We start from the raw sequence: 26,746 nt of genomic DNA on the forward strand, positions 1-26,746 counted from the left end.
AAAAAGGGTCCCCCTCTCGCGCTCTCCCCTCCCAAAAACTTCTAACGATTACAGATGATGCAACGCTATCACTCTGTAACCGCCAAAAGTCTTTCCTATGTGGCCCAAAGTCAAGCCGGCTGACGCAGTCTAACCGCCCGTTTCCTATTCGCGCCCGAAGCGCCAAGTACCGATTCGGTAGTTTTCGGATTTTCGCCATTTGAGAAACGCCGCCATGCGGCCAGACTTTTCCGCGACCAATCCGAAAAATTGTTGGCTGTTAGGCTTTCAGTCTTCCCTACTCGTTGCCACAGGTCCTTGTTGGCGCTGCAATACCCTCTTGGCGGGCGAGGAGCACGGGGCTTCCCAGAGCCGGCGTGATCCTCGCCCGCCGCCGTTTCACGCCATAACCGCCTCAAATCGGTACGCTCGTTTCTCCAGGCTCAGCCGCCACAAAATGATGGCCAGTTTTCGAGCTAAGGCTGTGATGGCCTTTTGGGCCAGGCCGCTTTTCCCCAGCAACTTGTGATACCAGGCCTGAGCCTTCGGATCGTGTGCGCGCCATTTCCAGGCCGCCTCCACTAAAAGACTTCGCAGTTTGGTCTGCCCCACGGGCCGTAACCTGGCCCGGCCCTTGCTCTCGCCGCTCTGGCGCACCATGGGGGCAAGTCCCAGATAGCTTGTCACCTCTTCGGCCCGGCTGAAACGTTCCGGCTGAAACAACTCCAGACGGAAGGTCGCGGCGATGAGCGGCCCCACACCGGGCACGGTGCGCAGGCACTTGATGACTTTGTCATGCTCTCCCTGGCGGCAAATTGTCTCAAGTTGCTGTTCAACGAGGGACAATTCGCTGGTGATGGCATGCATCTCCCGCACAAAACTTTCCAGCGTATACCGGGCAGCCTGATGCATGGGCAGTTTAAGCAGGGATGCTACAGCGACCTTGCTCCAGTATTTCAGATTGGGTGGTTCGGTAAGGCCCAAAAAAAGCAGATGGGAATGGATGCGCAGTTTCACACGACGCAGGTCGTCGGCCAGATCGTGTCGTCGGCGCTCCAGGCTCCTCTGGGCTTCTTGCTCCTCGGTCGGCACGGCGATGGGACGCAGCATCCCCTTGGCGGCGTAATCGGCCAGTTTGACGCAATCGAGCCGGTCTGTTTTTGCGCCCCAGACCACGGGGCGGGGAATCCGACTGGGAGCCGCCACGAGATTGGGAATCCCTGCCTTTGTGAGCGCTCTGGACAGGGTGAATCCGGTCGGCCCGGATTCACTGGCCGCCATGGCCACGGTGACGCCCACCGCGGCCAATTTGTCGATCAGAGCCTGCGGGCTCGCCGACATCACCAAGGTGTGGACGACTCCATCAAACCGACGTAACGCAACAAAATAACTATTTTTATGGACATCCAATCCGACAAAAAAAGATCGACCTTGTGAAGCCTCCACAAACGCTTGAAGTTGGGATAACGCTTGTCCTGCCATGTTGGTCTCCTCGCCTCGTTTGTGTCTACGAGCACATTTACTGGCACTATCAGCCAGTTTGAGGGTCGAGGCCAACATGGTATTTGGAAAGGGGGTCTGGGGGAGAACCTTTCTTCAGAAAGGTTCTCCCCCAGCCTCTTCCATCTCTTAAACAGGCGTGACGATGGCGGTCACGGCGTCGGCCAGGGCCTTCTTGCCCGAGGCGCTGTAGACCGCGTAGAGTCCCATCATCGTGCCGTGGGCGAACACGTAGTTGCGCAGCTGGTTGAAGGCCTTGGAATTGGCGTCCGGGATGCCGTAGCGTTCCTTGGCCAGTTCGCCGAGGGCCACGGTCGTCCATTTGCCCGCCGGCCCGGTCAGCACCCAGTCGTGGTCGCCCAGGTGGCACACGAATCCTTCCATGCGCCGGGGCAGCGGCAGCGTCTTGCCGTCCGGCCCCAGCAGTTCCGCCTTCACCGGGTCCACGCCGGCCAGGATCGAGGCTGCCGTGAGCCAGCCCACCACCTCGGCCTCGTCCTTGGCGTCGCCGGGATGGTTGTGGGCGCAGGCCTGGGCCACCACCATTTGCGGCGGCAGTCCGCGCACGATGGCTTCGGCCACGGAGAGCACGTGGTGTTCGCCCGTGCCGGCCAGGGTCTGCTCCTTGCGGGACGTGCCGTCCTCGGCCCAGGCGAAGACCCAGGGCTTGTGCAGGTCGTGGAGCATCTGGGACACCACCGTCGTGTCGCGGTCGAGGGTCAGGCCGTAGTTTTTCACGTAGCCGTCGTAGATGCCGAGGGTATTGCGCATGTTGCCGGCGGTGTGCACGACCAGGCCGCCGGGAAAGGCGTGGTGGCTGGTGTAGCCGCTGCCCGGGGCGCTACGGAAAGGCTGCACGGCCTTGGACGGATCGGCGACCGGGGGCAGCAGGCCGGCGACCGTCTGGCCCTTCAGAAAGCCTTTGGCGGCCAGTTCCGCATGGACGGCGGCACGGGTTTTGGGGTCGGCCAGGCGGTCGGCCAGACTGGGAGCGGGGTTGTCGAGAATGGCCTGTACTTTTTGTCGCACGGCCGGGTCCTTGATGGACGCGGCCGTTTCGAGCAGGTATTTCCAGTCCCGATCGACCACGGCCGAGCTGTCGGCCATGGCCAGGGGGGACATGGCCAGGCAGGCCTCCAGGGCGACGGGCTGGGGCGGGGTTTGCCCGGCGGCCTTTCGGGGAACGGCGCCGGTAAAGGCGAGCATGCCGCAGGCGGCTGCGCCAAGCGCGAGAAATTTTCTGCGATCGAGTCCTGACTCCATGATAAAGCCTCCATGGTTTTAGGCATTATCCGCGCCTGGCGTTACCGTGGGGTAGACCCGGGGAGACGATTGGGCGACAAGGAGTCTGCGGAACTTGGCGGACGCTAAAGGAAAACGACCCGGCGCCGATGGGAACCGGGAAAGGGCGGCGACGGTCCGCCCGGGAGGCGCGCATGAAACGGCTCGTGGTGACGGCGCTCTTGCTGGCTTTCCTTGGCGTTGCGGGGGCTGCCCGGCCGGCCGCGGCGTTTAACGAGGAAGCGGTGCTGGCCTGCGCTTTTCGGCAGGCGCTGGCCATTTTGACCTGCAAGAACCCGGGCAATTACGAATTTATCGGCGTGCGCGAGGGCGTCTACGTCTTCAATTCGTTTTTCGCCAAGGGATTCGCGGAATTCTACGTCCAGCTAAACGGCGACATGGCGATTTTTTCCAGCCGCGTCTGGCACGGCCGCATGTCCTCGGGCCGTATCGTGCGCGACACGGCGGCCGGCTGCATCACCGTGGCCGTGGACCCCTTGCCCTGTTCCCGGACAACGGTGGCCCGCTGCTGCGGCAGTCCTTAGTGTGGCGTTCTCGAAAAAATAATTATTTAAATATGTTATTCTCGAAATTCGTATGCACGAATTTCGAGAGCGCGACACGAGGGCCTTGTGACGCTGTCGGAGAGGCGGCGGATCAGGAACGCGCGGGGCGTTACAGCCGGCGCAGCCAGGCGGCCAGGGCGCAGATTCCCAGTATCGGATAGAGCGGCCAGAACATGCCCGAATAGAGAAACCAGGCCACGCCGGCCGCGAGCAGACCCCCGTAGGCGCAGGCCTCGAGGTAGGGGCCGAGTCCCCTGCCGGTTTTGGTCCATCCCTGGAAATCGAGCAGCCTGGAGCCGGCCGAGCCGCCGGAGCCCGTGTCCCCGTCCGGACCGTTTGCGCCGGCCTGGTGGTCGGATTGGAGTTTGTGCCCGCAGACCGGGCAGTAACGTTCGGTGTCGGGGATATTGGCCCCGCATTTGTTGCATCGCATGGCAGCCCGTCGGCCCCCTGGTTTGACAGGATCGATGGCGAACATAAATGGAAAAGCCCTATCGCGCCACTGAAACCGAGGTACGTCTCATGGATACGCCCCTGCACGGCTACAGCGTCAATCCTGTCTGCTGCAATGGTTGCGGCGCTTGCGCCGCCATGGTTCCCGAGCTTTTCGAAATGGACGAGGCGGTGGAAAAGCCCGTCGTCCTTCTGATCGAAGCGCCGGCGGAAGACATCGAGCGGGCCATGGGCATCTGCCCCCACGATTGCATCGAAATGGACTGAACCGGGCGGGAAAAGACGTGTCCGGCTAGACCCGGGTCGGCAGGTTGTACTTGCGGAACAGGTCGTAGAGGCGCGATGGCGACAGGCCGCTTAGGCGCGAGGCCCGGGCCACGTTGCCGCCGGCGGCCGTGAGCAGCTCCTGCAGATAGCTCTGCTCGGCCGCGTCCAGGGCCTGCCGGCGATACTCTTTCCAGGGCGGCACGGCGGCCAGGTGCGGCTCCTCCGGATGGGGCGGCCCGGTCGGTTCGGCCGGACCCCTGGCGTTGAGCACCTGGATGCGGATTTCGTCGGGCAGGTGCTTGGGATATAGCACCGGCTCGGTGCGATGCTGCAACAGCACCCGTTCCATGGTGCTGCAAAGTTCCCGCACGTTGCCCGGCCAGCTGTAGGCGGCCAGGGCCTGGAAGAATTCCTCGGCAAAGCCCTTGGTCGGCAGGCGGTAGCGCTCGCACAGCCGGTTCATGTAGTGGATGGCCAGGGGCTTTACGTCCTCGACGCGGTTGCGTAGCGGCGGCAGGGTGATGATGATGGTGCGCAGCCTGTAGAGCAGGTCCTCGCGAAAGACGCCGCCGGCGGCCATGACCCCGAGGTCGCGGTTGGTGGCGGCCAGCAGCCGGAAATCGCTTTGCAGCTCGTTTTTGGAGCCGACAGGCCGGAACCGCCCATCCTGCAGGACGCGCAGAAACGTTTTTTGGATGCCGAGCGAAAGTTCGCCGATCTCGTCGAGAAAAAGCGTGCCCCCGTCGGCCAGCTTGAAAAGTCCGTCCCGGTCCCGGTCCGCTCCGGTAAACGCGCCCTTGACGTGGCCGAACAGCACGCTTTCCACCAGCGTCTCGGGCAGGGCGGCGCAGTCCACCACCACGAAATTGTTGTTGCCGCGCTGGGAATTGGCGTGAATGGCCCGGGCGAAAAGCTCCTTGCCCGTGCCTGTCTCGCCCGTGACCAGCACCGAGGCGTCGGAATCGGCCGCCTGGGCCACCATGTCCAGACAGGCCTCCATGGCCGGCCCCACGCCGATGATGGCTTCTCTCTTGAGCACCGCCCGGGGGCGTCTCGCCGCCTTCTGGGCCCGGTATTCCAGCGCCCGGGTCAGCGGCAGGGTGACGCGGTTGGGCGTGAGCGGCTTCTGGATGTAGTCCCAGGCCCCGGACTTGATGGCCAGCGCCGCGCCCTCGGGGTCCTCCTGGCCGGTGACGATGATGATCTCGGGCGTGCCCGGCGCGCCGCGCAGCTCGGCCATCATGTCCAGGCCATAGCCGTCCGGCAGCCGCAAATCGAGCAGCACCACGTCGAACCGGCCATGCACCAGGGCCCGCCGGCCCTCGTCCAGCGACCCGGCCCAGGTGAACGCATGGCCGAGCCGGCGCATCAGCGCCCCAATGGTCTCCTTGAGGATGGCGTCGTCGTCGATGAGAAGAATGTGAGCCATATGAAATGAAATTGGGAACCGGGGGCGGGAACCTTTTTTTGCAAAAAAAGGTTCCCGCCCCCGGACCCCCACCCTCCAAAAAAACGCTTAACGGGGTGTCTCCCCCGTACCTAGTTTGTCTTTCCACGCGGCGCTTCGCCGCTGGCGCACCTTGTCGCCGCAATCGCGTCCGGCGTCGGGGCGCGAAGCGCCTCGTGCCGCCGGGCCGATTGCGGCGACAAACGTCCAGGCTCCCGCTCGCCAACCTCGCCCCCACCCGCCATCCCAGCCCGGTAAAGGGGGGACCGGGGGGCATCAAGCCCCCCGGCGGGTCCAGGGCAGCGCCCTGGCCGAAGGGGGTGCGGGGGAGGCGGAGCCTCCCCCGCCGCTTACGCTTCCTTCTTCTTGCTCTCCGCGATCACCTTTTCGGCGATAGGCGGCGGGCATTCCTCGTAGTGGTCGAAGGCCATGGTGAACGCGCCCTGGCCGCCGGTGGTGGAGCTTAGGGTCTTGGCGTACTCCTGCATTTCGGCCATGGGCACGTGGGCCTGGATTTCGGTGATGCCGCCGGTGGAATCCGAGCCCAGCACCTTGCCGCGGCGGCTGGAGAGGTCGCCGATGATGTCGCCCATGTATTCGTCCGGGCAGCTGACCGACACCAGCACGATGGGTTCGAGCAGCGATATCTTGAGCTTTTCGCAGGCGGCCTTGAAGGCGATGGAGCCCGCGATCTTGAAGGCCATTTCCGACGAGTCCACGGTATGGAAGGTGCCGTCGTAGAGCGTCACCTTGAAGTCCACCATGGGGTAGCCGGCGATGGAGCCGCGCCTGGCCGATTCCTGCACGCCCTTGTCCACGGCCGGGATGTACTGGCGCGGGATGGCTCCGCCCACGATGGCGTCCACGAATTCGTAGCCGCCGCCGCGCGGCTGGCCTTCCATGCGGATCCAGCAGTCGCCGAACTGGCCCCGGCCGCCGGTCTGTTTCTTGTGCCGGCCCTGGACCTCGACCTTGCCCTTGACCGACTCGCGGTAGGGGATTTTCGGCGCCTTGAGCACCGGGCTCACCTTGAACCGGCGTCTGGCTTTTTCCACGGCGTTTTCCAGATGGGTCTGGCCCATGCCGGAAAGCAGGATGTCGCCGGTTTCCTCGTCGCGGGTGATGGACAGCGTGATGTCCTCGTCGAGGAGCTTGGACATGGCCGCGAACACCTTGTCCTCGTCGCCTTTTTCGGCCGGGGCCAGGGCGTAGGAGATCATGGGCGGCGGCAGGACCGGCGCTTCGATGGTCACGGGCTTTTTGGGGTCGCAAAGCGTGTTGCCGGTGGCGGTGTCTTTCAGCTTGGCCAGGGCCACGATGGCCCCGGGACCGGCCGGTTCCTTGGAGATGGCGGTTTCCTTGCCGAGCGGCAGAAGGATTTGCCCGGCTCGCTCCAGGGTGTCGGTGGCCGGATTTTGCAGGTCCATGTTGGTGGTGAGCGTGCCCGTGAGCACCCGGGTCATGGACAGCTGGCCGGCAAAGGGGTCGAAGAGCGTCTTGAACACGAAGGCGACCACCGGGCCGGATTCGGACACGGGAATTTCCGTGCCATCGGCGGTGACGATGGTTTTGCCGCCGGCGGCGCTTTCCATGGGCCCGGGCAGGAAGTTCTGGACGGCGGCCAGCAGGCGTTCGCCGCCCATGTTCTTGAGGGCCGAGCCGCAGCAGACCGGGCACAGCTGGCCCGAGAGCGTGGCCATGTGCACGGTGGCGAGCAGTTCCTCGGTGGAGATCTCCTCGCCCTCGAGGTAGCGTTCCATGAGCTGCTCGTCGGCCACGGCGATTTCCTCGACCATGGTCTCGCGCAGCGTCTCCACTTCCTCGGCCATGTCGTCGGGGATGGCGGTTTCGGTGGTGCCGCCCTGGCCGTCGAAAAGGTAGGCCTTACCTTCCAGGACGTTGATGACGCCCTTGAAATCTTCCTTGGCCCCGATGGGCAGGTTCTGGACGTAGGTCTTGACGCCGAGCTTGTCGCGGATGCCGGAAAGGGCCATGTCGAAATCGGCCCGGTCGCGGTCCATCTTGTTGATGAAGAAAATGGCGGGCAGGCCGAGTTTGACCACTTCGCCCCAAAGTTTCCTGGTCAGCGGCTTGACGCCGTCCACGGCGTCGACCACAAACACCACGCCGTCAACCGCCTTGAGCAGGAAGGGCAGGTCGCCGTTGAAGCTGCCGTCGCCGGGGACGTCCAGGAGAAAATGCCGGTTCTTGTTGAACTGGTAGCTGGCTAGGCCGGGCTGGGTGCTGCCCCGGCGCTTGACTTCCTCGGGCTCGTAGTCGAGCGCCGTGGTGCCTTCCTCGATCTTGCCAAGGCGCGCCACAGCTCCGGCCGTGAAGAGGAGCATTTCGGCCACCGAGGTTTTGCCGCATCCACCATGGCCGATCAGGGCATAGGTGCGTTGGCTGGCAAGGTTTTCCGACATTCCCTTCTCCCTTGTTGACGCGTTCGGTAACTCCCGGGAGGCCGACAGGGGTCGGATGGCCCGGGTTTCCCGGGTTCCACCCCGGGTTTTCCGGGGCCCCCTCCCAGGTTCCCTCAGACGCTCGACGCGACCGCGCGCCGGATGCGGCATGGCGGACGCAGGGTTGTCACGATGGCGCGGTCGTCGCGGGCTTGGCCCGACGGCGAGCCGCTATGCGGTATCGCATGCCGCCCTTGGGCGCGGCCGGGTGACGGTTTCATAAGGAAGAGAAAGACCGGTCAGGAAATCCGGGCTTTTGAGGCCCTTGGCTTTTCCCCGAGTTTGGGCATAGTGGGGCAGGGGTCGCCCCCTTGTCAAGACGCCAACATCTTGAAATCATGAACTCTACGGAAAAACCGTAATAAAAACGACACCGTGCAGCCACTCTTTTTACACCCGCGCGACCTGGATATCGATGCGCCGCATCTCTTTTGGGCCGCCCCGCCGGACGCGGCGCTTGCGACGTCCCTGGAACGCTTCGGCCAGATGACCCCCGCCCTGGTCCTCGACGAGGGCGGCCGGCCGGTGCTGGCCGCCGGTTCGCGCCGGGCGGCGGCGCTTCGCGCCATGCGGGGCCGCACCCTGGCCGCCATGGCCCTTGCGCCGGAGGATATGGAGCCCGATCTGGCCGAACTCTCCCCGGAGCTGCGCCTGGGCGTGCTCTACCTCGGCTCCAACCTCGGCCGCGCCGTGACCGACGCCATGGCCGTGGCCGCAACGCGGTATTTCACGGCCCACGGCTCGGCGGACGACTTTCTGGCCCTGGCCGGGGCGCAGCTTTTCGGCGAGGGCGATGGCCGGGCCAGGCAGGTGCTGCGCTGGCTTTCGCTGCCGGCCTCCTTTGACGCGCTTTTGGCGGCGGGCAACGTGCCGCTGGGCTGCGCCGCGACGCTGGCTGCCTGCGATGGCGACACCCTGGCCGCCCTGACGCCGCTTCTGATCGCCATGCGCTGGTCGCGGGGGACGCTCAAAAACGCGCTTGGCTGGCTGAGCGAGGCGGCCGTGCTTTCGGGCGAGACCCCGGGGGCGTTGCTGTCCCGGTGCGGCGTGCTGGACCTGCCGCAGCGCGGTCTTTCCCCAAACGACCTTGCGGCCGGGGTGCTGGCCGGGCTGCGCCGCGTGCGCTATCCCGCAACGACCACCCTGGAGGCCCGTTTCGCCGCCCTGTCCCGGGAGCTGACCCCGGGCGGCAGCCGGGTGCGTTTAAAGCCCAGCCAGGGCTTCGAGGCCGACGCCGTCACGGTGGAGGTGGTGGTGCGCTCCCCGGCCGAGATGGCGCGGGCCGGGGCCGATCTGGCCGCCATGGCCGCTGCGTCGGGGCTGCCGGGGCTCTTGACGGTGGCCCGTGGCGACGACGGGGACGCGGCGTGAGCCTGCCGCCCTGGGACATCACCTGTCTGGCCGTGGACGCCGCCGTCGCCGGCACGACCATGGCCGCCCGGGCGCGGGCCAATCTGCCGGACGCGGCTCAGGTGATCCTGGCCCCGGGCGAGGCACTGCCCGAAGCGCCGGACGGCGGCCGGGTGCTGCACGTAAAGGCCCACAAGGGGCGGTTTTTGCGACCCTGTCCGGCCACGCGCAATTACCGCTGCTGCGGCTACCAGATCGTGCACATCGGCGAGAACTGCCCCATGGACTGCTCGTACTGCATCCTGCGGGCCTATTTCCGGGACCGGACGCTCACCGCCTTTGCCAACACCGACGCCATGTTCGACGAGCTGGGCCGCACCTTCGGCCACGACCGCACGCGGCGCTTCCGGGTCGGCACGGGCCAGTTCGCCGATTCACTGGCCCTCGAGTCCATCACCGGCCACACGCGGGAACTGCTCGGCTTTCTGGCCGACTTCGACAACGTGGTGCTGGAGCTCAAATCCAAGACCGTGGACCTCACCTGGATGGAGGCCGACCCCAGGCCCGACCGGGTGCTGCCGGCCTGGTCGTTCAATGCCCCGGACATTGTGGCCGGCCAGGAGCGCGACACCGCGCCCCTGGAAGCCCGCCTGAGCGCGGCCAGGACCTGCGTGGTGGCCGGGTTTCGCGTCTGCCTGCACTTCGACCCCATTTGCTTCTACCCGGGCTGGGAAGCGGGCTACGCCGCGGCCGTGGACATGATCTTCGACTATCTGCGTCCGGCGGACATCGCCTACATGAGCCTGGGGTCGTTTCGCTGTCTGCCCGAGCTGCCAAGACGGCTCGCCGACGAGGGCCGCGCCGTGCCGGCCTACATGATCGGGGAGTTTTCCCTTGGCGCGGACGGCAAAAAACGGCTTCTGCGGCCGCTTCGGGTGCGCCAATTCCGGTTTATGGCCGACAGGCTGGCCAGGAACGGCTTTTCCCGGGGCCTGTATTTCTGTATGGAATCCGACGAGGTCTGGCGTGAGGTTTTCGGGCGCACCACCCGGAGCCTGGGCGGGCTTTACGCCCATCTGCTCGATGCGGCCTACAACCGCGAAGGAGAGCCCACATGCTCGTCGATTACGCGGAAACCCTGACCCGGCTGGAAATGGGGCTTGGCCGGCACTTCGCCGCCGCGCCTTCCATCCTCAACGTGCCAGGCGTGTCGGCGGCGCTCAAACTCGACCCGTTCTACTATCTGGCGCTGCGGCCGCTTTTTTGCGAACTGCTCGGCAAATGGGCCGGCGTGCCGCCGTCGCGGGTTGTGGAGACCCTCGCCCGCACGGGCAACCTGGTGCTCGGGCCCGACCGCGCGCGCTATCCCCGGCCCCTGGTCGTTTTCGAGGAAGGGACCGGCGTGGCGTTGCGGCTGTTGGCGGATTTCGTGCCGGCGGAGTGTATCGACCGGGCCGTTATGGTGTATGGACAGGAACCCGGGCCGCTGCCCGTATCGGGACTGCGGCTGGCCATGGAACAGAAACCGGCCCTGGACGCCTTTTTCGCGGGCACGACCCCGCTGGCCGACCTGGCTTTCGGCACGCCGTGAACGACCGCCGCGTCGGCTGCTTGGCGTGCCCGCCGCGTCATTTGTCTTTTTGCCGAGGCAACGCAGGACGGGCCGGCTTCCCTTGACACCGGCCGTCCGAGGGGTCATGTGGGCCATTATTAAGAACATGCGGCCGGGGTGAGGCCGTGGAGGGACACGCGTGAAACGTTTGCTTGCGATATTGCCGATCTTGTGCCTGCTTCTGGCTTCCTGCTCCTCGACGCTGAATTTCTTCGGCTTCGGCAGCAAGGAGGAAAAGCCAAAGGAGCCGACCATCGTTTTGGTGGATTACGGCATTTACGATGCGAACGGGGCGCTCACGACCGCCACCAATTCCGTGCCCCGCAAACTCGGCACGACGTTCGGCCTGCGCTTTAAAACGCTCAAGCCCGAAGGCGGCACGTCCAAGGTCAAGATCATCACCGCCTCGCCGGGCATCATCGACCCGGCCCAGAACAAGGTGGTCTTCAATACCGAAACCACGGTCGATGTGGTAACGGGCAAGGAATACAACTGCACCTTCACCTTCGAGAAGGAATGGGAGATGGCCAGCGGCGACTGGACGCTTACCGCCGTGGCCGAAGACGGCTCCTCCATCAAGAAGACCTTCCAGATCTTCAATCCGCAGCAATAACACGGACCGCGACAGCGGTTCGGTCAACGGAACGTGCGAGAGGGGAACCTTTTTGAAAAAAGGGTTCCCCTCTCGCGCTCTCCCCTCCCCAAAACTTTTGCTCCTGGCGAGGTGTAACGCACCCTTCGCACTCTTTTTATGGGAAAAGGGCCGGGGGGAAGCCTTTCGGAAGAAGAGGTTTCCCCCCTGTCTTTTTTTTGAAGGAGCGATCCTTGCCAGGGACTGGACGATGCTGGCCGTTGTATGAAACATGTGGTGGATCGGAAAAGTGTCCCGGCACTGCAGCATGCGGCATGTCCGTCTCGCGGTTTCCCGGACACCGGCATGCAAAGGCGGCCCTCTGTCCAGGCAGGGCGGAACCGGCAACTTCAGCAAGGAGCGGGAAATGGTGCGTTACGTAATGGGGATTCTGGCGATCGTGGCCCTGATCGCCGCTTTGGGCGGCTGCGCCAAGAAACAGTCGCAGCATCCCAAGGGCTACGCGACCATGGATGAAGTGTACATCAAGTACGACGTCAACAAGGATGGCGTGATCACCAAGGACGAATTCATGTCCCAATGGAAGGATAAACAAAAGGCCGAATCCGCCTGGGAAAAGCTGGACGTGAAAAACAACGGCTTCGTCGACCGCGTGCTCAATAACGACGCGCCGCTCTCCGTCTGGAACGACGTGGAAAGCCAGAACACGCCCTACTAGCGATAAGATTTAGAAGAGAAAGTGCGAGAGGGGAAACCCTTTGGAAAGGGTTCTCCCCTCTCGCGCTCTCCCTTTCCTAAACTTTTTATCGATTGAAATCGTACGCCGTTAAAGTCTTTTGAAGGGGGGCCCGGGGGGAAACTTTTCTTCAGAAAAGTTTCCCCCCGGATTCTTCCTCCTACTGTTTCCGTAAATACGTGACCGGGCAGCGGCCGCAGACGATGCCGGGGCGCAGGTCGTTGCGGGTCGGATCGGCCAGGAGCGTTCGGGCCGCCTGGTACTTGGCGTTGTTCCAGACGTCCCGGAAGGGTGTTTTAAGCACGTTGCCGAAATCAACCGACAGGTCGCGCGGATCGCGGCAGCAGGGGATGAGCCCGCCGTCCCAGTTGACGTAGGCCGAGCGGTACAGCCACGAGCAGCCCGGCGAGGCCTCGGCGTCGTGGCTGAAGGTCTGGCGCGGAAAGCGGCTGGAAAACCATTCGTCCGGGGCGTCGGCCGGGAAAAAGGGCTTGATGAAGCGCACCTGGTCCACGCCGAGTGCGCGGGCCTTGTCCCGGGCTTCCCCGATCTCGTGCTCATTAAATCCTGTCACGCAGTACTGCCAGTCGATGAAGGGCGTCTTCGAGCCGGCCGCCCGCCGGGCGTCGATGAGCGCCCGCAGGTTCTCCAGGGCCAGTGTCGGATTGCCGCCGCGCATGAACCGGTTGCTGGTCTCCTGCGACACGCCGTGGCAGGAAAAGATGAGCACTTCCAGGCCCGAGGCCACGATGCGCCGGGGCAGGTCCGGGTCGCGGTGGTTGAGGTTGGAGGACACGCCCACGCCGATGTTGCGGTCCGTGGCCAGCCGGATCATTTCCAGGGTTTCGGGAAAAAGGAACGGCTCGCCGAAGCCGTACAGGTTGATCTTGAAGAGATAGTCCCCAACGGCGTCGAGCAGGCCGCGAAACTGCTCGGCGCTCATGCGGCCGAAGGGGCGTTCCTCGGGCGTGGGGGCGCGGCGGTCGTCGTAGCAGTAGGCGCAGCGCAGGTTGCAGATGTTGGTGGTCTCGATCTTGAGAATATAGGGCATGGAATCGAGCACCGCGCGCTTTTGCAGCCTGTTGCGTTCGGCCTTGTAAAAGTTCCACAGCCGTTTGGCCGTGGCGTGGCGCACGAAGGCCTGGGCATGGCGCTTTAAGATTTTGACGCGTTCGGACGCGCCCGCTCCCTTGGTGGCCAGGGCGGAATCGAGCAGTCCCATGGTGGTCAGGCTCCGGGTTGGGGTTCGGTTCCAAGCAGATGATCCGCCATCTTGAGCCCCTGGGTGACGGCGGCCGGGGTCAGGCAGAAGTAGAAGCCGCCCTGCCGGCCCACGGCGTGGGCGTTGGCGATGCCCCGCACCGGGGTGGTCGCCGCCTCCAGATTCCGTTCATAGTCGAGAGGATAGACCGGCATGGCCGCCGGCAGGGTGACGACGCGGGCCTCGCGCAGGGTCTGGGGCGGGTAGAGCCCCAGGTGGGCCACGTCGGCCACGGCTCGGGAAAGGGTTTCGGCTTCGCTCGGCAGCGTCCCTTCGCCCGTGGCCACGTTGATTTCCAGGCACAGCCCCTCGCGGTCGGCCGGCCCCAGCTCCCGGAAGATGGATTCCGGATAATAGATGCGGTTGGCCAGCATGGCCGGGTCCGGGTGGTAGGTGTAGACGTAGGGCCGGTGGACCCGCTGTGTGCGGTTGTAGGTCAAAAGCGCCAGGCGCATGGTGATGGTGGGGAGCCTGGGGATGGTCGTCTCGCCCAGGGCGCTATTAAGGGCGTTTAAGGGCGCGGTCCAGACCAAGTGTCGGCAGGGGATGCGCCGGTCGGGCAGAAGAACGGCCGTGATGCGATCGCCCTGGTGTTCGAGGGCGAGATCGGTCACGCCGGTCATGATCTCGCCGCCGCCGTTGCGGATGCGCTCCGCCAGCAGGCGCGGCACGTCGCCAAGGCCGCCCCGGGGGTAGGTGTAGCGCTGGCGCAGCCGGCCGAGCGCCGCCAGGACGGCCCCGGCCTTGCCCCGGGGGACGAAGGGCTCCTTGGCGTTGTCGATGGTGCGGTCCACCCGGGCCAGCCAGTAGTGGTGCAGCTCGGCCGGGTCCATGAGGGCCTTTTTGGCGAAAAGGTCCCGGAAGAGCAGCCCGTAAAGTCCCGGGCCGCATTTTTCCGCCAGTTCCAGGGAGGCGGGGATGGGCTCCGGGGGCGGCGCGCCCCGGCGTTTGAGGGCGGCGCGCAGGGCCTCGATCTTGTAGCGGGTGGGATAGCGCAGAAAATCGAAGTGGTTGGGAAATTTCCAATAGCGCCCGCCGGCGTGGATGGCGAAGGCGAAGGGGTGGCGGATGACGGGCGCGCCGTCGAGCACCTCGCGCAAGAACGCCTCGCCGCGCCCCGGATGGTCGAGGAAAAGGACATGGGGGCCGAGGTCGAACACCACGCCGTCCAGGGGCACGGAGCGCAACAGGCCGCCGGCCTCGGCTTCGCGTTCGATGACGACCACCGGCCATCCGGCGGCGGTCAGCCGGGCGGCGCAGGCAAGTCCGGCCACGCCGCCGCCGACAATGACGATGGGGGAGGACGAAGAGGGGGCGGTGCTCATGGCGTACCAATCGCGCTGTCGGTAAGGGGCATCGGCAAGGCTACCACGCCGTCGGTTTCCGGGCAATCGGCCCGAAGCGGCGTGCGGCCGGGCGGCAGGGAAATCGCGGGCAGGCTCCCCGTATCCAGGGACAGGGACATGGCCATGGGCGTCTCCAGGGAGGACCACAGCTGGGCCGCATCGCCGGATAGGGTGAAGCGCAGCCGCAGTGTGCCCGTAAATCCCCCGAGGTCCGCCGTGACGGTCCGGCCGACGCCAAGCCCTTCCCAACGGTTCGAGCCGGAGCTGGTCAGGGCGTCGAGGGGACGGTAGGCCCCGCCGTTAAGGGAATAGGCGGCCTGTACGCCGTTTTGGCCGGCCGCGTCGGCAAAGACCCGGGGGAACCAGGTAAGGCGCAGCGTCCGCGCCGGGTAGCCCGTGACCAGGGCATAGGTGACCGAGCAGGGTTTGCCGTCCGGGCAGGTCAGGACCGGCTCCCTGGGCAGGCGCGTGACGCGGTCCGCGACGTCGGCCATGCCCGGATCGTAGCCGTCCGGCGTGAAAAGCGGACGCAGGGCGGCCTCGCCCCGGCCCTTGGCCGCCAGGGTCGCGGCCAGTTTTTTGCCGGTCAGGGGAATCTGGAACGTCGCCCCGCCCACGGTCAGATGCGGCCCCTGGGGCGAGCCGGCAAGCTTCCAGATGTCGAGGAGGATGGACAGGCTGCCGGGATTGACCAGGGTGAGCGGTTTGTCCGCCGCCAGCCGGCCGTAGTCCGGGGATAGGGTGGGATCGACGTAGGCCGTGTCGCCGATGGTCGCCACGAGGAGCGGCGACGCCTGTCCGGCTTTGGTTGCGGGCAGGGTCGCCAGCGGCCGGCGGCCGGGATAGAGGGCGTCTTTTTCATACGACACGACGAGGGAGTTGGCGGCGAGGCGTCGCTGTCCTTCGGCTTCCGGGGTGACGCCCGGGTCCGGCTGGCCGCTTACGGCGGCGGCCAGGGCCAGACGGGTGACTTCCACGGTTTCGCGCCTGGGGCCGGGCTCGAGGATCAGCCGCACGAAGAGGGTGTCCCCCGGCGGCGGCAGAGCGCCCGGATCGTAGGGGACCAGTTTGTCCAGGGCCGGTCCGACCAGCACCAGCACGCGGCCGGTGACCGGGATGCCGGGATAGCCCGTCACCCTGGCGTCCAGGGCTAGCCGGGTCAGGGCGATACGCTGCCCGGGCAGGGGGGAAAAGGCGTAGGTGACGCTGCCGGAGGCGGAACGATCGGCCGGCAGCAGGCCCTTGGGTTTTATGCGGATGTTCTGGCTGTCCCAGATATGGGCAAAGGCCTTGGGCAAGATGTGAAAATCGGTTTCGAAAAAGACCTGTCCCGCAGTGTTGGGCCGCAGCAGCAGCGGGGCGGCGTTTAAAAGCGGGGTGCGGAAAACGCGCACCCGGGCCAGCGCGCCGAGAAAGGCCGCGCCGGGCGGCGGCGGGGGAGCTTGGTCGTCGGCGGGCGTCACCAGCAAGCACTCCCGGAAGTTCCGGCCGTTTTCCGGCAGGGGCGGTTCGAACACGCCGGGCAGGTACCAGCGCACGAAGGTGGCGAAATAAAACCGGGTCCAGGGCGGGCTGTGGCCGGCGAAATCGAGGGCCACGCCCGGTGTGGCCCGGTCGCGCAAAAAGGCGGCCAGGGGCTTGAGCCGGCTGTCGTCGCGGCGGTAGTAGAAGGGATAAACCGGCAGGCTCGGCGCGGCCAGGGCCAGCCCCAGCAGCACGGACAGGGCGAGGCGCGCGGCCCTGCCGGCGAGGTTTCGCGGCAGCCGGTCGCCAAGGGCCGCCGGCAGCATGCCGGCCAGGAGCAGAACCGGAAACAGGCAGGGCAGCACGTAGCGGGCCTGGAAATGGTGGGTGGCGTTGGCCTTGAACCAGACCGGCAAAAAAAACGCCGCGAACCAGAGGGCGGCGGCCACGGTCGCGAAGCGTCGTTTTCGCGTGCAAAGGCCCGCGACAAGGCCGAGCAGGGCCGGCCCGGCCAGCAGCCAGGGCAGTTCCGGCCGGCCGGTAAAGGCGGCGTACTGGCTGGAAAAGGCGGCGAAGACATGGGCCAGGGCCGTGCCGAGGGCCGGTCGATTGGGCGCGGCGGCGGTAAGCAGGTAGCCGCGCATGCCCGAGGTGGCGGCAAGCCAGGGCCAGAAAAGGAGCAGCGCGGCCAGACTGGCGAGGAGGCAGCCCAGAATCAGGCTACGCCGGCGATGGGGCGCGGGTTGCCCGTCGCCCGCGTCGTTTCCTACGCCCGGAGACGGGGCCGGCCGGATAAGGGCCAGGAGCGTCAAGGCGAGGCCCGCCACAAGCCAGGTCCCGGCCAGATAGGACGTGTAAAGCCCGGTGGCCAAGAACACGCCGTAGAGCGCCCAGGCGGCGATGGTTCGCCGTTTCCCGTCATTTGCTCCGAGGGCGCGCAGCAGCGCCCAGAGCGCGCCGAGGCTTGCCAGCCCGTAAAAGGCGTACAGGCGCGTCTGCTGGCTGACGTCGACATGGTGCAGGTTCACGGCCAGGGCGGCGGCCGCGAAAAGCCCCACCGCCTTGCCGCCGAGCCGGCGGCCGATGAGGTAGAGCAGGGGAACGCTGGCCGCGCCGGAAAGCGCCGCCGGGAGCCTGGCGAAAAAGTCCGTGTGGCCAAGGCCGATGGCCGCGTGGACCATGAGGTAGTAGAGCGGCGGCTGGAAATCGATATAGGGCGGATATTGCCAGCGCGCGGCGCGTAGCACCTCGCCCATGCTCGGGGCAAGGCTGCGGGCCAGGGTCGTCAGTTCGTCGTAAAACGAGGCCGAGGGCGCGCCAAGGTCGCCTAGTCGCAGGGCCAGGGCGCAAAGCCCGAGCACAAGCGCAATCCAGTCGGCGGCGTCGGGCCGCAATGCCCCGGTTTTTTTTCCTGACATCACGTCACAAGCGCATAGCACGGCCGGCTGTGGAGGGGAAACGGCTTTTGGGCGGCCTCGTGGTGCGTTCCCTTCTGTGCCGATCGAAACCCGTGCGCGTCTTGCAAGAGCACGATCCTAGTCCCCGGGCCAGACCCGTTCGAGCCCCGGCCGGTGGGGATCGAAGGTCAGGTGCAGGTTGTTGTCCGGCGCGCCGGTGAGCCGCAACGGCACCGCTCCGGGACTGAGCCGCAGGGGCGGCAGCGAACGCGCGTCGAGGTCGGCTTCCACCACCATGCGGTCGATGGGCCGTGTCGGCGACCAGAACTCGGCGTTGGCATTGGCGAAAAGCGAAAAGCGCACCGTGACGAAGGTGGCCGGCTTGTCGAAGCGCAGCCGGGTGAAATGCCGGGTGAACATGGGCGACCAGGTGAATTTCCTGGAGCGGCGAAAATCGACCAGGGTCCGGAAGTGCTGGCCGTCCGTGGAAACCGAGACCTGGCAACTTCCCGCGCTGCCGGGTTCGCCGTAGAGCCGGGGATAGGTCATCAGCCGCAGCTCGGTCATGGGCAGGCCGGAGACGATGATGTAATCGAACGAGCAGGCGGTGCCGGGCCGGCAGGTCACGCCGCCGTCATACTCCGGATAGGATGTGGACGCCGCCATATTGCGGAAATGCGCGTTGGGGGCGTCGGTGAAATCCGGCGGATCGAAATTCGGGCTGAAGGCGAGCAGCCCCTTGCCGCCGGGGGTGAGACGCAGCACCGTCCCGTCCGGGGCGGACACCGGGATGCGCAGGGACGTGGCGCCGATAGCGATGGTCGGCGCGTCGATCCTGCCCCATAGCCAGGCCGTGCCCACGTCGAAGGGCTTTTTGCCGGCCACCTCCAGCACGGCGCGGGAGTCGGTCCCGGAAAAGCGCGGCGCGTCGCCGTCGGGATTTAGGGCTGGGTCGTGGACGATGACCGCCGGCGCGCCCGACGCGTCGCGCAGCACGTAGGCGGGATCGAGGTCCGGGTGGGCGGCGGTAAAGGCGGCCAGATCGGCCGGAGTGCCGATGACCTCGCCCCCGGGCAGACGCGCGGCCAGCTCCGGATGCTGCGGGGCGGCAAAGACGTAGGCGGTCTGGCCGAGCAGGTGACTGTCCGGCGTGTAGGCCGGCGCGGCGCAATTTCGGGCCAGGTTGGCGGCGTAAAAAGCCAGGGGATTCACCTCGGGCCGGGCTCCCTCGGGAAATTCCGCCGTCACGGCCAGTCCGGCCACGTTGAGAAATCCCTCGCGCACTCCCGGGGCGTAGGTGACGCGCACGTAGACCGTGCCGCCGGCGGCAAAGGGCGTCAGGTCCAGGCGGGCGGCGGCTTCGCGGCACTCGTGGTAAAAGCCCAGCTCTTCGAAAAAACGCCTTTTTTGCGTGCGCGGCGTGCCGTCGGGCAGGAGGAAATCGGCGTGGGACAGCACGGCCAGGGGGGTGAAGGTCTTGCCGTCGCCGCTGGCCGCGATGGAAAGCAGCGAATCCGCCGATTTGTCGGGATGGCGCTTGTAGAGCGCCGCGACCACGCTGGCCCGCACGACGGCCCCGGCGCTGCCCGGGGGCAGGTCGAAGCGCCACACGGCCATGGCCGGCTTTTCGTAGCGGGTGGGGCGCAGCAGGCCCACTTCCGTGTCCACGGTGAAATTGCGCGAGGCAAAGGCGTCGCGGTAATAGCGCCAGTCGCGGAAATCGTCGCCATAGGCGGCCGAGCCGTCGGCGCCCGGGGCCAGCAGCAGAGGGGCCCGGCGGGGCAGCCCGGCCAGGGAGACGCGGGTCTTGAAGATGCCGGTGCCCCAGGAGGCCAGCAGCGTGCCGCGCGGCATGGCCCGAAGCCGCTGGGACGGGGCGGTGTAGGAATCCACGACCAGGGTGCGGCCGTAGCCCGGGCCGGAAAAGTCGCCCGGGCTGGAAAAGCGGCCGGGCAGGTGCCATCTGGCGGAGAAGGTCTTGGTGTTTCGCTGGTAGCCGGTAAATGTCAGGCCGGTCCAGGTCACGGGCAGGCGGCTTAAGTATCGGAACAGGTCCCGGTCGTTGGACAGGGTGCGGGAGGCGTCGTCGCGGATGCGGGTCAGTCCCGGTCCCATGGTCACGGCGCACAGGGCGGCGGTGACGAGCAGGGCCGTGCCGAGGCGTAGTTTTTTGGCCATGTAGCCGGCCACCATGTCCGCCGTGAAGGCCGCGCCCGCGCCGGCGAAAACGGCCAGCCCCGGGAACAGACAGACCAGGTGTCGCCAGGACACGAGGGGCCGCAGGTCCGACTGGCTGGAAAGCACTGCCAGCGCGGGGAAAATCCCGACGGCGGCCAGCAGCAGGACCGGGGCGCGGCGGCCGACCAGCAGCCCGAGCAGGGCCAGGGCGATGAGCAGCAGCGTGCTGACCAGGGGCACGACTGCGTGCTGGTAATACAGCCCATTGAGGATATTGGCGAAAAACGTTCCGCCCAAGCCCTGCCAGGGATTGATGTGCGGGTTTCCCAGGAATTCGCGCACGAAAAGCAGGCCCGGGGCCAGGGGCAGCCAGACGAGCACGGCCGCGTCGGCGGCGAGGACGATCTGCCCCAGCCGCCAGTTGCGGTCGGCGGCGCTGAAGATGCCCTTTCTGGCCACATACAGGCCCAGAATGCACAGCCCCTCGGCCAGAACAACCGGCACGCCCTGGTAGGCCGTGGCCAGCATGGCCGCCGTGGCCGCGGCATAGCCGGTCAACCAGGCCGGGCGCCGGGCAAGCTTCGCCTCCAGGCAGCGGACGAGGAAATACAGGGAAAAGGACAGGGTGCATAAAAACAGGGCATAGGGCTTGATGGCCCGGGAAAAATCCAGATGGAACAGGGACAGCCCGGTCATGGCGGCGGCGGCCAGCCCGGCCTTGCGTCCGCCCGTGCGCGCGCCAAGCAGCCCGATGGCCAGGATGGACAGCATGCCGGCCAGAATGGAGGGCAGGCGGGCGGCCATGGTGGTCTTGGACACGGCCAGGGTGGCGTGGACGAGCAGGTAGGAAAGGGGCGGCTGGAAGTCGAAGATGGTGTCCGCCGGCCCCTGGTACTGCTGGATGGCGATGAGCCGGGCCGGATCCATCAGGGCCCGGTCGAGGTTGAGGTAGTCGTCCTCCCACAGCTGGGGGGTGCCCACGTTGTAAAGGCGCAAGGCCAGGGACCCGGCCAGGATCAGGCCGAACAGCAGCCAGAAGAGCCTGCGTGAAGGCTCGGCGGGCGCATGGTCGGCGAAAGCGGGCGATGGGGGAGGATGATGACGACCGGCGGCACTGCCCGGATTCATCGGCGCTCCGTTTTGGCGTGGCCGTCAAAGCGGCCTTCGCCTTGCTTCGGGCACCCAGGTTCCCGGTCATCGGTGGTCTCGTCCACGTGGGTGGCGTGGACGTTTATAAGCAGTACGTTCATGGCATGTTCCGGGCCGGCGGGTGAGCGCGGGCCGAGGGGGCAGTGTGGCCGCAGTTGCGGCCAATGGCAAGGGATGGGCAAAGGCGACCGCCTTGGTTGCCCGTAAGCGTTCCTTCGCCTATCATGGACGACATCTTATCCCCCGCTTCGGAGGCGCGTGCCATCATGACCCCCGCCATGCCCGTGCTGGTTTTGAATTCCCCTTTTCTGCCCAATTTTTCCCGGCCCCAGCGTTCCCCGGCCGTCACCAAGTCCGGCACTCTGTATTTCCCGCTGTTCCTGGCCCAGGCCACGGCCCTGCTCGAGGCCGACGGCTACGACGTGGACCTGCTGGACGCCCCGGCCGCCGGCCTCGACCTGCCGGCCGTCATCGCCCGGGCCGAGCGGCAGCGTCCCGTTTTGGCGGTCATCGACACCGCCACGCCGAGCATCGACGCCGACATCGCCGCCGCCGCCGCCCTGCGCCGCGTATTGCCCGGGGTCTTCACGGTCCTGGTCGGGCCCCATGCCTCGGCCTTGCCGGAAGACGTGCTGACGAGCGTGCCGGGAGCGGTTTGCGCCGTGGCCCGGCGCGAATACGACGCCACGGTGCTGGAACTGGCCCGGGTGCTGGAAAGCGGCCCGGCGACCGACGCCCGGCTGGCCAAAATCGAGGGCCTGAGCTTCGTGGACGCATCCGGCGCGGCGGTCCACAATCCCGACCGGCCCTACATCGAGGACCTGGGAGCACTTCCGCCCGTGGCCCCGGTCTACAAGCGCCACCTGGACATCCGCCGTTATTTCAACCCCAACGCCAAGCCGCCCATGGTGACGCTTTCCACCTCGCGCGGCTGCCCGTTTCGCTGCTCGTTTTGCCTGCATCCCCAGACCCTGACCGGACGCAAGGCGCGCTACCGGCCCATCGAGGACGTGCTCGACGAAGTGGCCTGGTGCCTGGACAACTTCCCGGGGCTGCGCACGATTTTTTTCGAGGACGACACGCTGACCGCCGATCGGACGCGCTGCAAGGCCTTTTGCGCCGCCATCGGGCGTCGGGGGCTGCGCTTCGAGTGGACGGCCAACAGCCGGGCCGATCTGGCTTCTGATCTCCTCGCGGCCATGGGCCGGGCCGGGTGCAGGCAGGTGTGCGTGGGCTTCGAATCCGCCGATCCCACTGCCCTTACCTCCATGAAGAAAGGCCTTACGGCCGCACGCATGGAACGCTTCCGGGCCGACGCCAGGGCCGCCGGCATCAAGGTCCACGGCTGTTTCATCTTCGGCTTTCCGGGCGATACCCGCGAGTCCATCATGGCCACCATCGACTTCGCCATCAAGCTGGCCCCGGACACGGCCCAGTTCTACCCGGTCATGGTCTACCCCGGCACCGAGGCCTATGCCGAATACGCCGCCCGGGGGCACATCACGGCCGAAACCTGGCGCGACTGGCTCACGCCCAAGGGCCTGCACAACTGCGTGGTGCGAAACGAGACCCTCGGGCCGCGCGAGCTGGTGCGGCTCTGCGACCTGGCCCGCCGCCGCTTCTACCTGCGGCCGTCCTTTCTGCTGCGGCGGGCTGTTTCCTCCCTGGTTTCCCCGGGCGAGATGGCGCGAAACGTCCGGGCCGGCCGGGTGTTCGTGCGGCACCTTTTGCGCGGGTCGCAGGTATAGCCCTGGCGGTAGCCTCTGCGGCGTTCACCCAAAAATCCATAATGCGATGATGCCAATAAAAAGTTTAGGAAGGGGAGAGCGCGAGAGGGGAGAACCCTTTTCAAAGGGTTTCCCCTCTCGCACCCTCTTGCCTCAGCCTCATTCCCCCTCCATTTCCGTCATCGTGCCGGCCTACAACGCGGCGGCGACCCTGGCGGACACCCTGGACGCCTTGTCCCGCCAGACCGTGGACGCAGGGCGGGTGGAAGTGATCGTCGTGGACGACGGTTCCACCGACGCCACGGCGGCCGTTGCCGCCGCCCGGGGGGCCATGGTCGTGCGCCAAGAAAACCAGGGACCGGCCGCGGCCCGCAATGCCGGGGCGCTGCGGGCCACGGGCGACATCCTGGTTTTCACCGACGCCGATTGCACGCCGTTTCCCGATTTTCTGGCCCAGCTGACCCGGCCTTTCGACGATCCGGCCGTCTCCGGCGTCCAGGGGGCCTACCGCACCCGGCAGACGGGGCTTGTTGCCCGGTTCGCCCAGCTCGAATTCGAGGATCGTTACCGGTTCGCCGCGAAATTTCCCTGTCTCGACCTGGTCGCCACCTACGCCGCCGCCTTCCGGCGCGAGGTGTTCGTCGCCCAGGGCGGCTTCGACACGTCCTTTCCCGTGGCCGACAACGAGGACACGGAATTTTCCTACCGCCTGTGCCGGGCCGGCCACCGGCTGGTCTTCGCTCCCCGGGCCATGACCTGGCACCGCCATCCGGCCAGTCTGCCTGGCTATCTGCGCATCAAGGCCCGCCGGGCCTACTGGCGTCTGGCCGCCTGCCGGGCCCATCCGCAAAAAATGCTGCGCGACGGCTACACGCCGGGGCTCCTTCGCATCCAGACGGCGCTGGCCGGCCTGTGCGGCCTGGGCATTGCGCTGTGGCCGTTTGCGGCGTCCGGGGGCGCGCTGGCCCTGGCGGCGGGTTTGGCGCTCGTCGCCTCGTCCGCGCCGTTTACCCGGCTGGCGGCCCGGCGGGACGCGCCCGTGGCCGTCGTCGCTCCGGGCATCGTCTGCGCCAGGGCCTTCGCCTTTGCCCTGGGCGGCGGGCTGGCCGTCCTTTCCCGGCTGACCGGCCGGACATTTTGCGGCAAAAAGGCAGGTGGCCGGACATGCGGGTAGGACTCGACCTGCATGGGCTTTCCGACCTCATGCAGGGCTCGCGCACCTATATTGCCAATCTGGCCGCCCGGCTGCCCTTTGCCGCGCCGGACATCGATTTTGTCTATTATGTCGCCGATCCCCAGGGGCCGGCCGCCCGGGCCCTGGCCCCGGGCGCGTCGAACGTCGTGTTGCGGCCCATTCCGCCGGGGCGCTTCGGTCGGCTGGTCCGGCCGTTTCCGGCCCGGGCGGCGCGCGAGGTGGACGTGCTGCACTGCCAGTACGTCGGCCCCCTGGTCGGCGGCCCGCCGACGGTGCTCACGGTGCACGACATCCTGCACGAATCCCTGCCCCAATACTTTCCCAGGGGACTCGGCTCGCTCATGCGGCTGCTCTATCCGGGCAGCGCCCGCCGGGCCGGGATGGTGCTGACCGTTTCGGAGTTCAGCCGCCGGGAGATCGTTTCGCGATACCGCGTGCCCGGGGACAGGGTGGCGTTTGCCTTTAACGGCGTTGGCGAAGGCTTTTTCCCCGTGACCGATCCGGCGCGCCTTGCCGCCGTGCGCCGGCGGCTCGGGCTCCCGGAAGGGCCGTACCTGCTCTATCTCGGGCGTATCGAGCCGCGCAAGAATCTGCCCGGACTCGTGGCCGCCTATCGCATCTTGCGTCGGGAGATGGGACCGGCCGCGCCGTTTCTGGTCCTGGCCGGCGGCCGGGACCGGCTTTTCGCCGCGTTTCACGAAGCCATACGTCGCGACGGGGGCGGGGAGGGCATCGTTTTCACCGGCTCCGTGCCGCAGGAGGATCTGCCCGCGCTTTACAGCGGTGCGGCGGCCTTTGCCTATCCGAGCTTTGGCGAGGGATTCGGCCTGCCCGTGGCCGAGGCCATGGCCTGCGGCGCGCCGGTGGTGGCGAGCACGGCCGCGTCCGTGCCCGAGGTGGCGGGGGACGCGGCCCTGCTGGTCGATCCGTCGGATACCGAAGGGTTGGCCGCCGCGCTTGGGCGCGTGCTGACGGACGCCGCGCTTGCCGCCATGCTGCGGCAAAAGGGGCTGGACCGGGCGCGGGAGCTCACCTGGGACGCGGCCGTTTCCCTGGCCGTTGCCGCCTACCGCCGGGTGGGCGGGGGAAAGGACGCGGTTACGCCTCGCCCCGGCATTCGGGAATGACCGCGTCCATGGCCCGGGCCAGCGCGTCCAGGTCCACGGGCTTGACCACGTAGCCGTCGACCCCGGCGGCCAGCGCCTGTTCCCGGTCCCCGGTCAGGGCCTGGGCAGTAAGGGCCAAAATGGGCACCGCCGGATTGCGCGCCCCGGCCGAGCCGTCCCGCACGGCCCGGGTGGCGGAAAGCCCGTCCAGAAGCGGCATCCGCACATCCATCAGCACGCAATCGAAATCTTCCCGGGCCAGTCTGGCCAGGCCTTCCCGGCCGTTTTCCGCCATGACCGCCTCGCAGCCGAGCCGTTGCAGCATGGCCCGCATGGTCAGCCGGTTGATGGCTTCGTCCTCCACCACCAGGACCCGGCGGCCGATGAGGCAGGGCTTGGCGAAAGCCGGGGCCGGGCTGGCCTCTCCCGGCGGCAGCACGAAGGGCAGGCGCACCCGCACCTCCGTGCCTTTTCCCACCTGGCTGGACAGCAGAATGCGGCCGCCCATGCGCTCGGCCAGTGCCCGGACGATGGTCAGGCCCAGCCCCTGCCCGCCGTAGGTACGGGTCACCGAGGCGTCGGCCTGGGCGAAGGCGTCGAGCACGTGGGCCAGTTTGGCGGCGGGGATGCCGATGCCGGTGTCCCGCACGGCGAATTCGAGCATGGCCAGGCCCGCGGCATCAGGCTGGGGCAGCGGGGTCACGTCCAGTTCCACCTTGCCGAACGTGGTGTATTTGATGGCGTTTCCGGTGAGGTTGTAGAGGATCTGGCGCAGCCGGGCCGGATCGCCGCACAGGTGGGCCGGGATTGCCGGGGCCACGTGGCTGGAAAATTCCAGCCCTTTGATGGCGGCCTCGTGGGTGAAGGAGGCGATGATCGGGTCGAGGACGTCGCCCACGGTGAAAAGCTCGTCGGACAGGGTCATGGTGCCGGCGTCCAGGCTGGAGAAGTCGAGGATGTCGGAGAGAAGGCGCAGCAGGGCGGCGGCCGCGTCCATGGCCGTGTGCAGATATTCGTCTTGTTCCGGCGAATGGGGGGTGGCGAGCAGCAGCTGGAGCATGCCCATGACGCCGTTTAAGGGCGTGCGGATTTCATGGCTCATGTTGGCCAGAAAGGCGGATTTGGCCTGGCTGGCGCTGCGGGCCTGGGCCAGGGCCGCGTTTTTGGCCTCCTCGGCGGCCCGGCGGGCGGTGATGTCCTGGAGCATGATCTGGAAAACCCGGCCGGTGTCGTCCAGGGGACTGAAATCGACCTGGACCGGCAGCCAGGTGCCGTCCTTGCGGCGGTAGCGGCGCTCGACGGAAAAGGGCAGGCCGGCCAGGGCGGCCAGGGGACCGGCCTGGGAGGAAACCAGGCGCAGGTCGTCGGGATGGATGATGTCCCGGATGTTGGTGGCGCGGAGTTCCTCGTGGCTATACCCCAGCAGTTCCTGGGCCCGGGGATTGGCGTCGAGCAGATTCCCCTCGGGATCGCCGAGCAGGATGCCCATGACGGAACGTTCGAAGAAGAGTTCGGACCGCTGGTGTCGTTGGCGCAGGCTGGATACCAGGGCCTCGAGGGTTGCTACCCGGCGTTTGAGGGCGTCCTGCGGGGGGGACGCGGATACGTTGCTGTCGACGGCCATGCGCATGCCCCATGAAAAAGAGGAAAGCGTCGGTTGCGAACGTTGAGGCGCGAT

Annotated in this window: 20 protein-coding genes; 10 read left to right on the top strand and 10 right to left on the bottom strand. The window is 66.8% G+C overall.

The genetic code is table 11. The features are described 5' to 3' along the window. Positions 1–378: 378 nt before the first annotated feature. Entirely contained in the window at positions 379–1,461 is a 1,083-nt protein-coding gene (locus K9F62_07245) for an IS110 family transposase (GenBank protein UJX42456.1), read from the bottom strand. Positions 1,462–1,608: 147 nt separating this feature from the next. Beyond that, a complete protein-coding gene (locus K9F62_07250; GenBank protein ID UJX42457.1) occupies positions 1,609–2,742 on the bottom strand; it encodes a metal-dependent phosphohydrolase in 1,134 nt (377 codons plus the stop codon). A gap of 173 nt (positions 2,743–2,915) precedes the next feature. Between K9F62_07250 and K9F62_07255 the strand changes: the two genes are divergently transcribed. Further along, the gene (locus tag K9F62_07255; protein ID UJX42458.1) at positions 2,916–3,305 is read left to right on the top strand and encodes a hypothetical protein; all 390 of its coding nucleotides are present in this window, start codon (positions 2,916–2,918) and stop codon (positions 3,303–3,305) included. A 130-nt stretch (positions 3,306–3,435) separates the two neighbouring features. Here the strand turns inward: K9F62_07255 and K9F62_07260 are convergent, their stop codons facing one another. Next, entirely contained in the window at positions 3,436–3,759 is a 324-nt protein-coding gene (locus tag K9F62_07260; protein UJX42459.1) for a zinc ribbon domain-containing protein, read from the bottom strand. An 89-nt stretch (positions 3,760–3,848) separates the two neighbouring features. Here K9F62_07260 and K9F62_07265 point away from each other — a divergent pair, with 89 nt between their 5' ends. Then, the gene (locus K9F62_07265) at positions 3,849–4,046 is read left to right on the top strand and encodes a ferredoxin (GenBank protein UJX43164.1); all 198 of its coding nucleotides are present in this window, start codon (positions 3,849–3,851) and stop codon (positions 4,044–4,046) included. 25 nt (positions 4,047–4,071) lie between these two features. On the opposite strand, the gene K9F62_07270 is transcribed toward K9F62_07265, so the two are convergent. Continuing rightward, a complete protein-coding gene (locus tag K9F62_07270; protein UJX42460.1) occupies positions 4,072–5,475 on the bottom strand; it encodes a sigma-54 dependent transcriptional regulator in 1,404 nt (467 codons plus the stop codon). Between the two features lie 368 nt (positions 5,476–5,843). Next, positions 5,844–7,916, bottom strand: a complete 2,073-nt coding sequence (locus K9F62_07275; GenBank protein ID UJX42461.1) for an elongation factor G — start codon at positions 7,914–7,916, stop codon at positions 5,844–5,846. A 414-nt stretch (positions 7,917–8,330) separates the two neighbouring features. Here K9F62_07275 and K9F62_07280 point away from each other — a divergent pair, with 414 nt between their 5' ends. The 5 genes from K9F62_07280 (at position 8,331) to K9F62_07300 (ending at position 12,227) form a co-directional block, all read left to right on the top strand. Beyond that, complete coding sequence (locus K9F62_07280) at positions 8,331–9,326, top strand: chromosome partitioning protein ParB (protein ID UJX42462.1); 996 nt, start codon at positions 8,331–8,333, stop codon at positions 9,324–9,326. Then, on the top strand, positions 9,323–10,447 hold the full coding sequence (locus K9F62_07285) for a radical SAM protein (GenBank protein UJX42463.1): 1,125 nt from the start codon (positions 9,323–9,325) through the stop codon (positions 10,445–10,447). The genes K9F62_07280 and K9F62_07285 overlap by 4 nt, the downstream gene beginning before the upstream one ends. After that, entirely contained in the window at positions 10,420–10,896 is a 477-nt protein-coding gene (locus K9F62_07290) for a hypothetical protein (protein UJX42464.1), read from the top strand. Before K9F62_07285 ends, K9F62_07290 begins: the two co-directional genes overlap by 28 nt. A gap of 160 nt (positions 10,897–11,056) precedes the next feature. Further along, positions 11,057–11,530, top strand: coding sequence for a DUF3859 domain-containing protein (locus K9F62_07295; protein UJX42465.1), 474 nt, complete (start codon positions 11,057–11,059; stop codon positions 11,528–11,530). 385 nt (positions 11,531–11,915) lie between these two features. Further along, positions 11,916–12,227 carry a calcium-binding protein gene (locus K9F62_07300; protein ID UJX42466.1) on the top strand — a complete coding sequence of 104 codons (312 nt, stop codon included), beginning with the start codon at positions 11,916–11,918 and terminating at the stop codon, positions 12,225–12,227. Positions 12,228–12,405: 178 nt separating this feature from the next. On the opposite strand, the gene K9F62_07305 is transcribed toward K9F62_07300, so the two are convergent. The 4 genes from K9F62_07305 to K9F62_07320 form a co-directional block, all read right to left on the bottom strand. After that, a complete protein-coding gene (locus K9F62_07305) occupies positions 12,406–13,467 on the bottom strand; it encodes a radical SAM protein (protein ID UJX42467.1) in 1,062 nt (353 codons plus the stop codon). A gap of 5 nt (positions 13,468–13,472) precedes the next feature. After that, positions 13,473–14,831: an FAD-dependent oxidoreductase gene (locus K9F62_07310; protein UJX42468.1), complete on the bottom strand. Its 1,359-nt coding sequence runs from the start codon at positions 14,829–14,831 to the stop codon at positions 13,473–13,475. Then, a complete protein-coding gene (locus K9F62_07315; GenBank protein ID UJX42469.1) occupies positions 14,828–17,734 on the bottom strand; it encodes a glycosyltransferase family 39 protein in 2,907 nt (968 codons plus the stop codon). The genes K9F62_07310 and K9F62_07315 overlap by 4 nt, the downstream gene beginning before the upstream one ends. A gap of 117 nt (positions 17,735–17,851) precedes the next feature. Next, positions 17,852–21,019: a glycosyltransferase family 39 protein gene (locus K9F62_07320; protein UJX42470.1), complete on the bottom strand. Its 3,168-nt coding sequence runs from the start codon at positions 21,017–21,019 to the stop codon at positions 17,852–17,854. Between the two features lie 287 nt (positions 21,020–21,306). On the opposite strand from K9F62_07320, the gene K9F62_07325 reads away from it, so the two are divergent. The 3 genes from K9F62_07325 to K9F62_07335 all read left to right on the top strand — a co-directional run bounded on the left by K9F62_07325 (position 21,307) and on the right by K9F62_07335 (position 25,089). Next, the gene (locus tag K9F62_07325) at positions 21,307–22,788 is read left to right on the top strand and encodes a B12-binding domain-containing radical SAM protein (GenBank protein ID UJX42471.1); all 1,482 of its coding nucleotides are present in this window, start codon (positions 21,307–21,309) and stop codon (positions 22,786–22,788) included. Between the two features lie 151 nt (positions 22,789–22,939). After that, complete coding sequence (locus tag K9F62_07330; protein ID UJX43165.1) at positions 22,940–23,941, top strand: glycosyltransferase; 1,002 nt, start codon at positions 22,940–22,942, stop codon at positions 23,939–23,941. Continuing rightward, positions 23,932–25,089, top strand: coding sequence for a glycosyltransferase family 4 protein (locus K9F62_07335; protein UJX42472.1), 1,158 nt, complete (start codon positions 23,932–23,934; stop codon positions 25,087–25,089). Before K9F62_07330 ends, K9F62_07335 begins: the two co-directional genes overlap by 10 nt. On the opposite strand, the gene K9F62_07340 is transcribed toward K9F62_07335, so the two are convergent. Further along, positions 25,061–26,698: a response regulator gene (locus K9F62_07340; GenBank protein UJX42473.1), complete on the bottom strand. Its 1,638-nt coding sequence runs from the start codon at positions 26,696–26,698 to the stop codon at positions 25,061–25,063. The genes K9F62_07335 and K9F62_07340 overlap by 29 nt on opposite strands. Between the last annotated feature and the right edge of the window lie 48 nt (positions 26,699–26,746).

It is taken from the genome of Desulfovibrio sp. JY (assembly GCA_021730285.1).
GTDB lineage: Bacteria > Desulfobacterota > Desulfovibrionia > Desulfovibrionales > Desulfovibrionaceae > Solidesulfovibrio.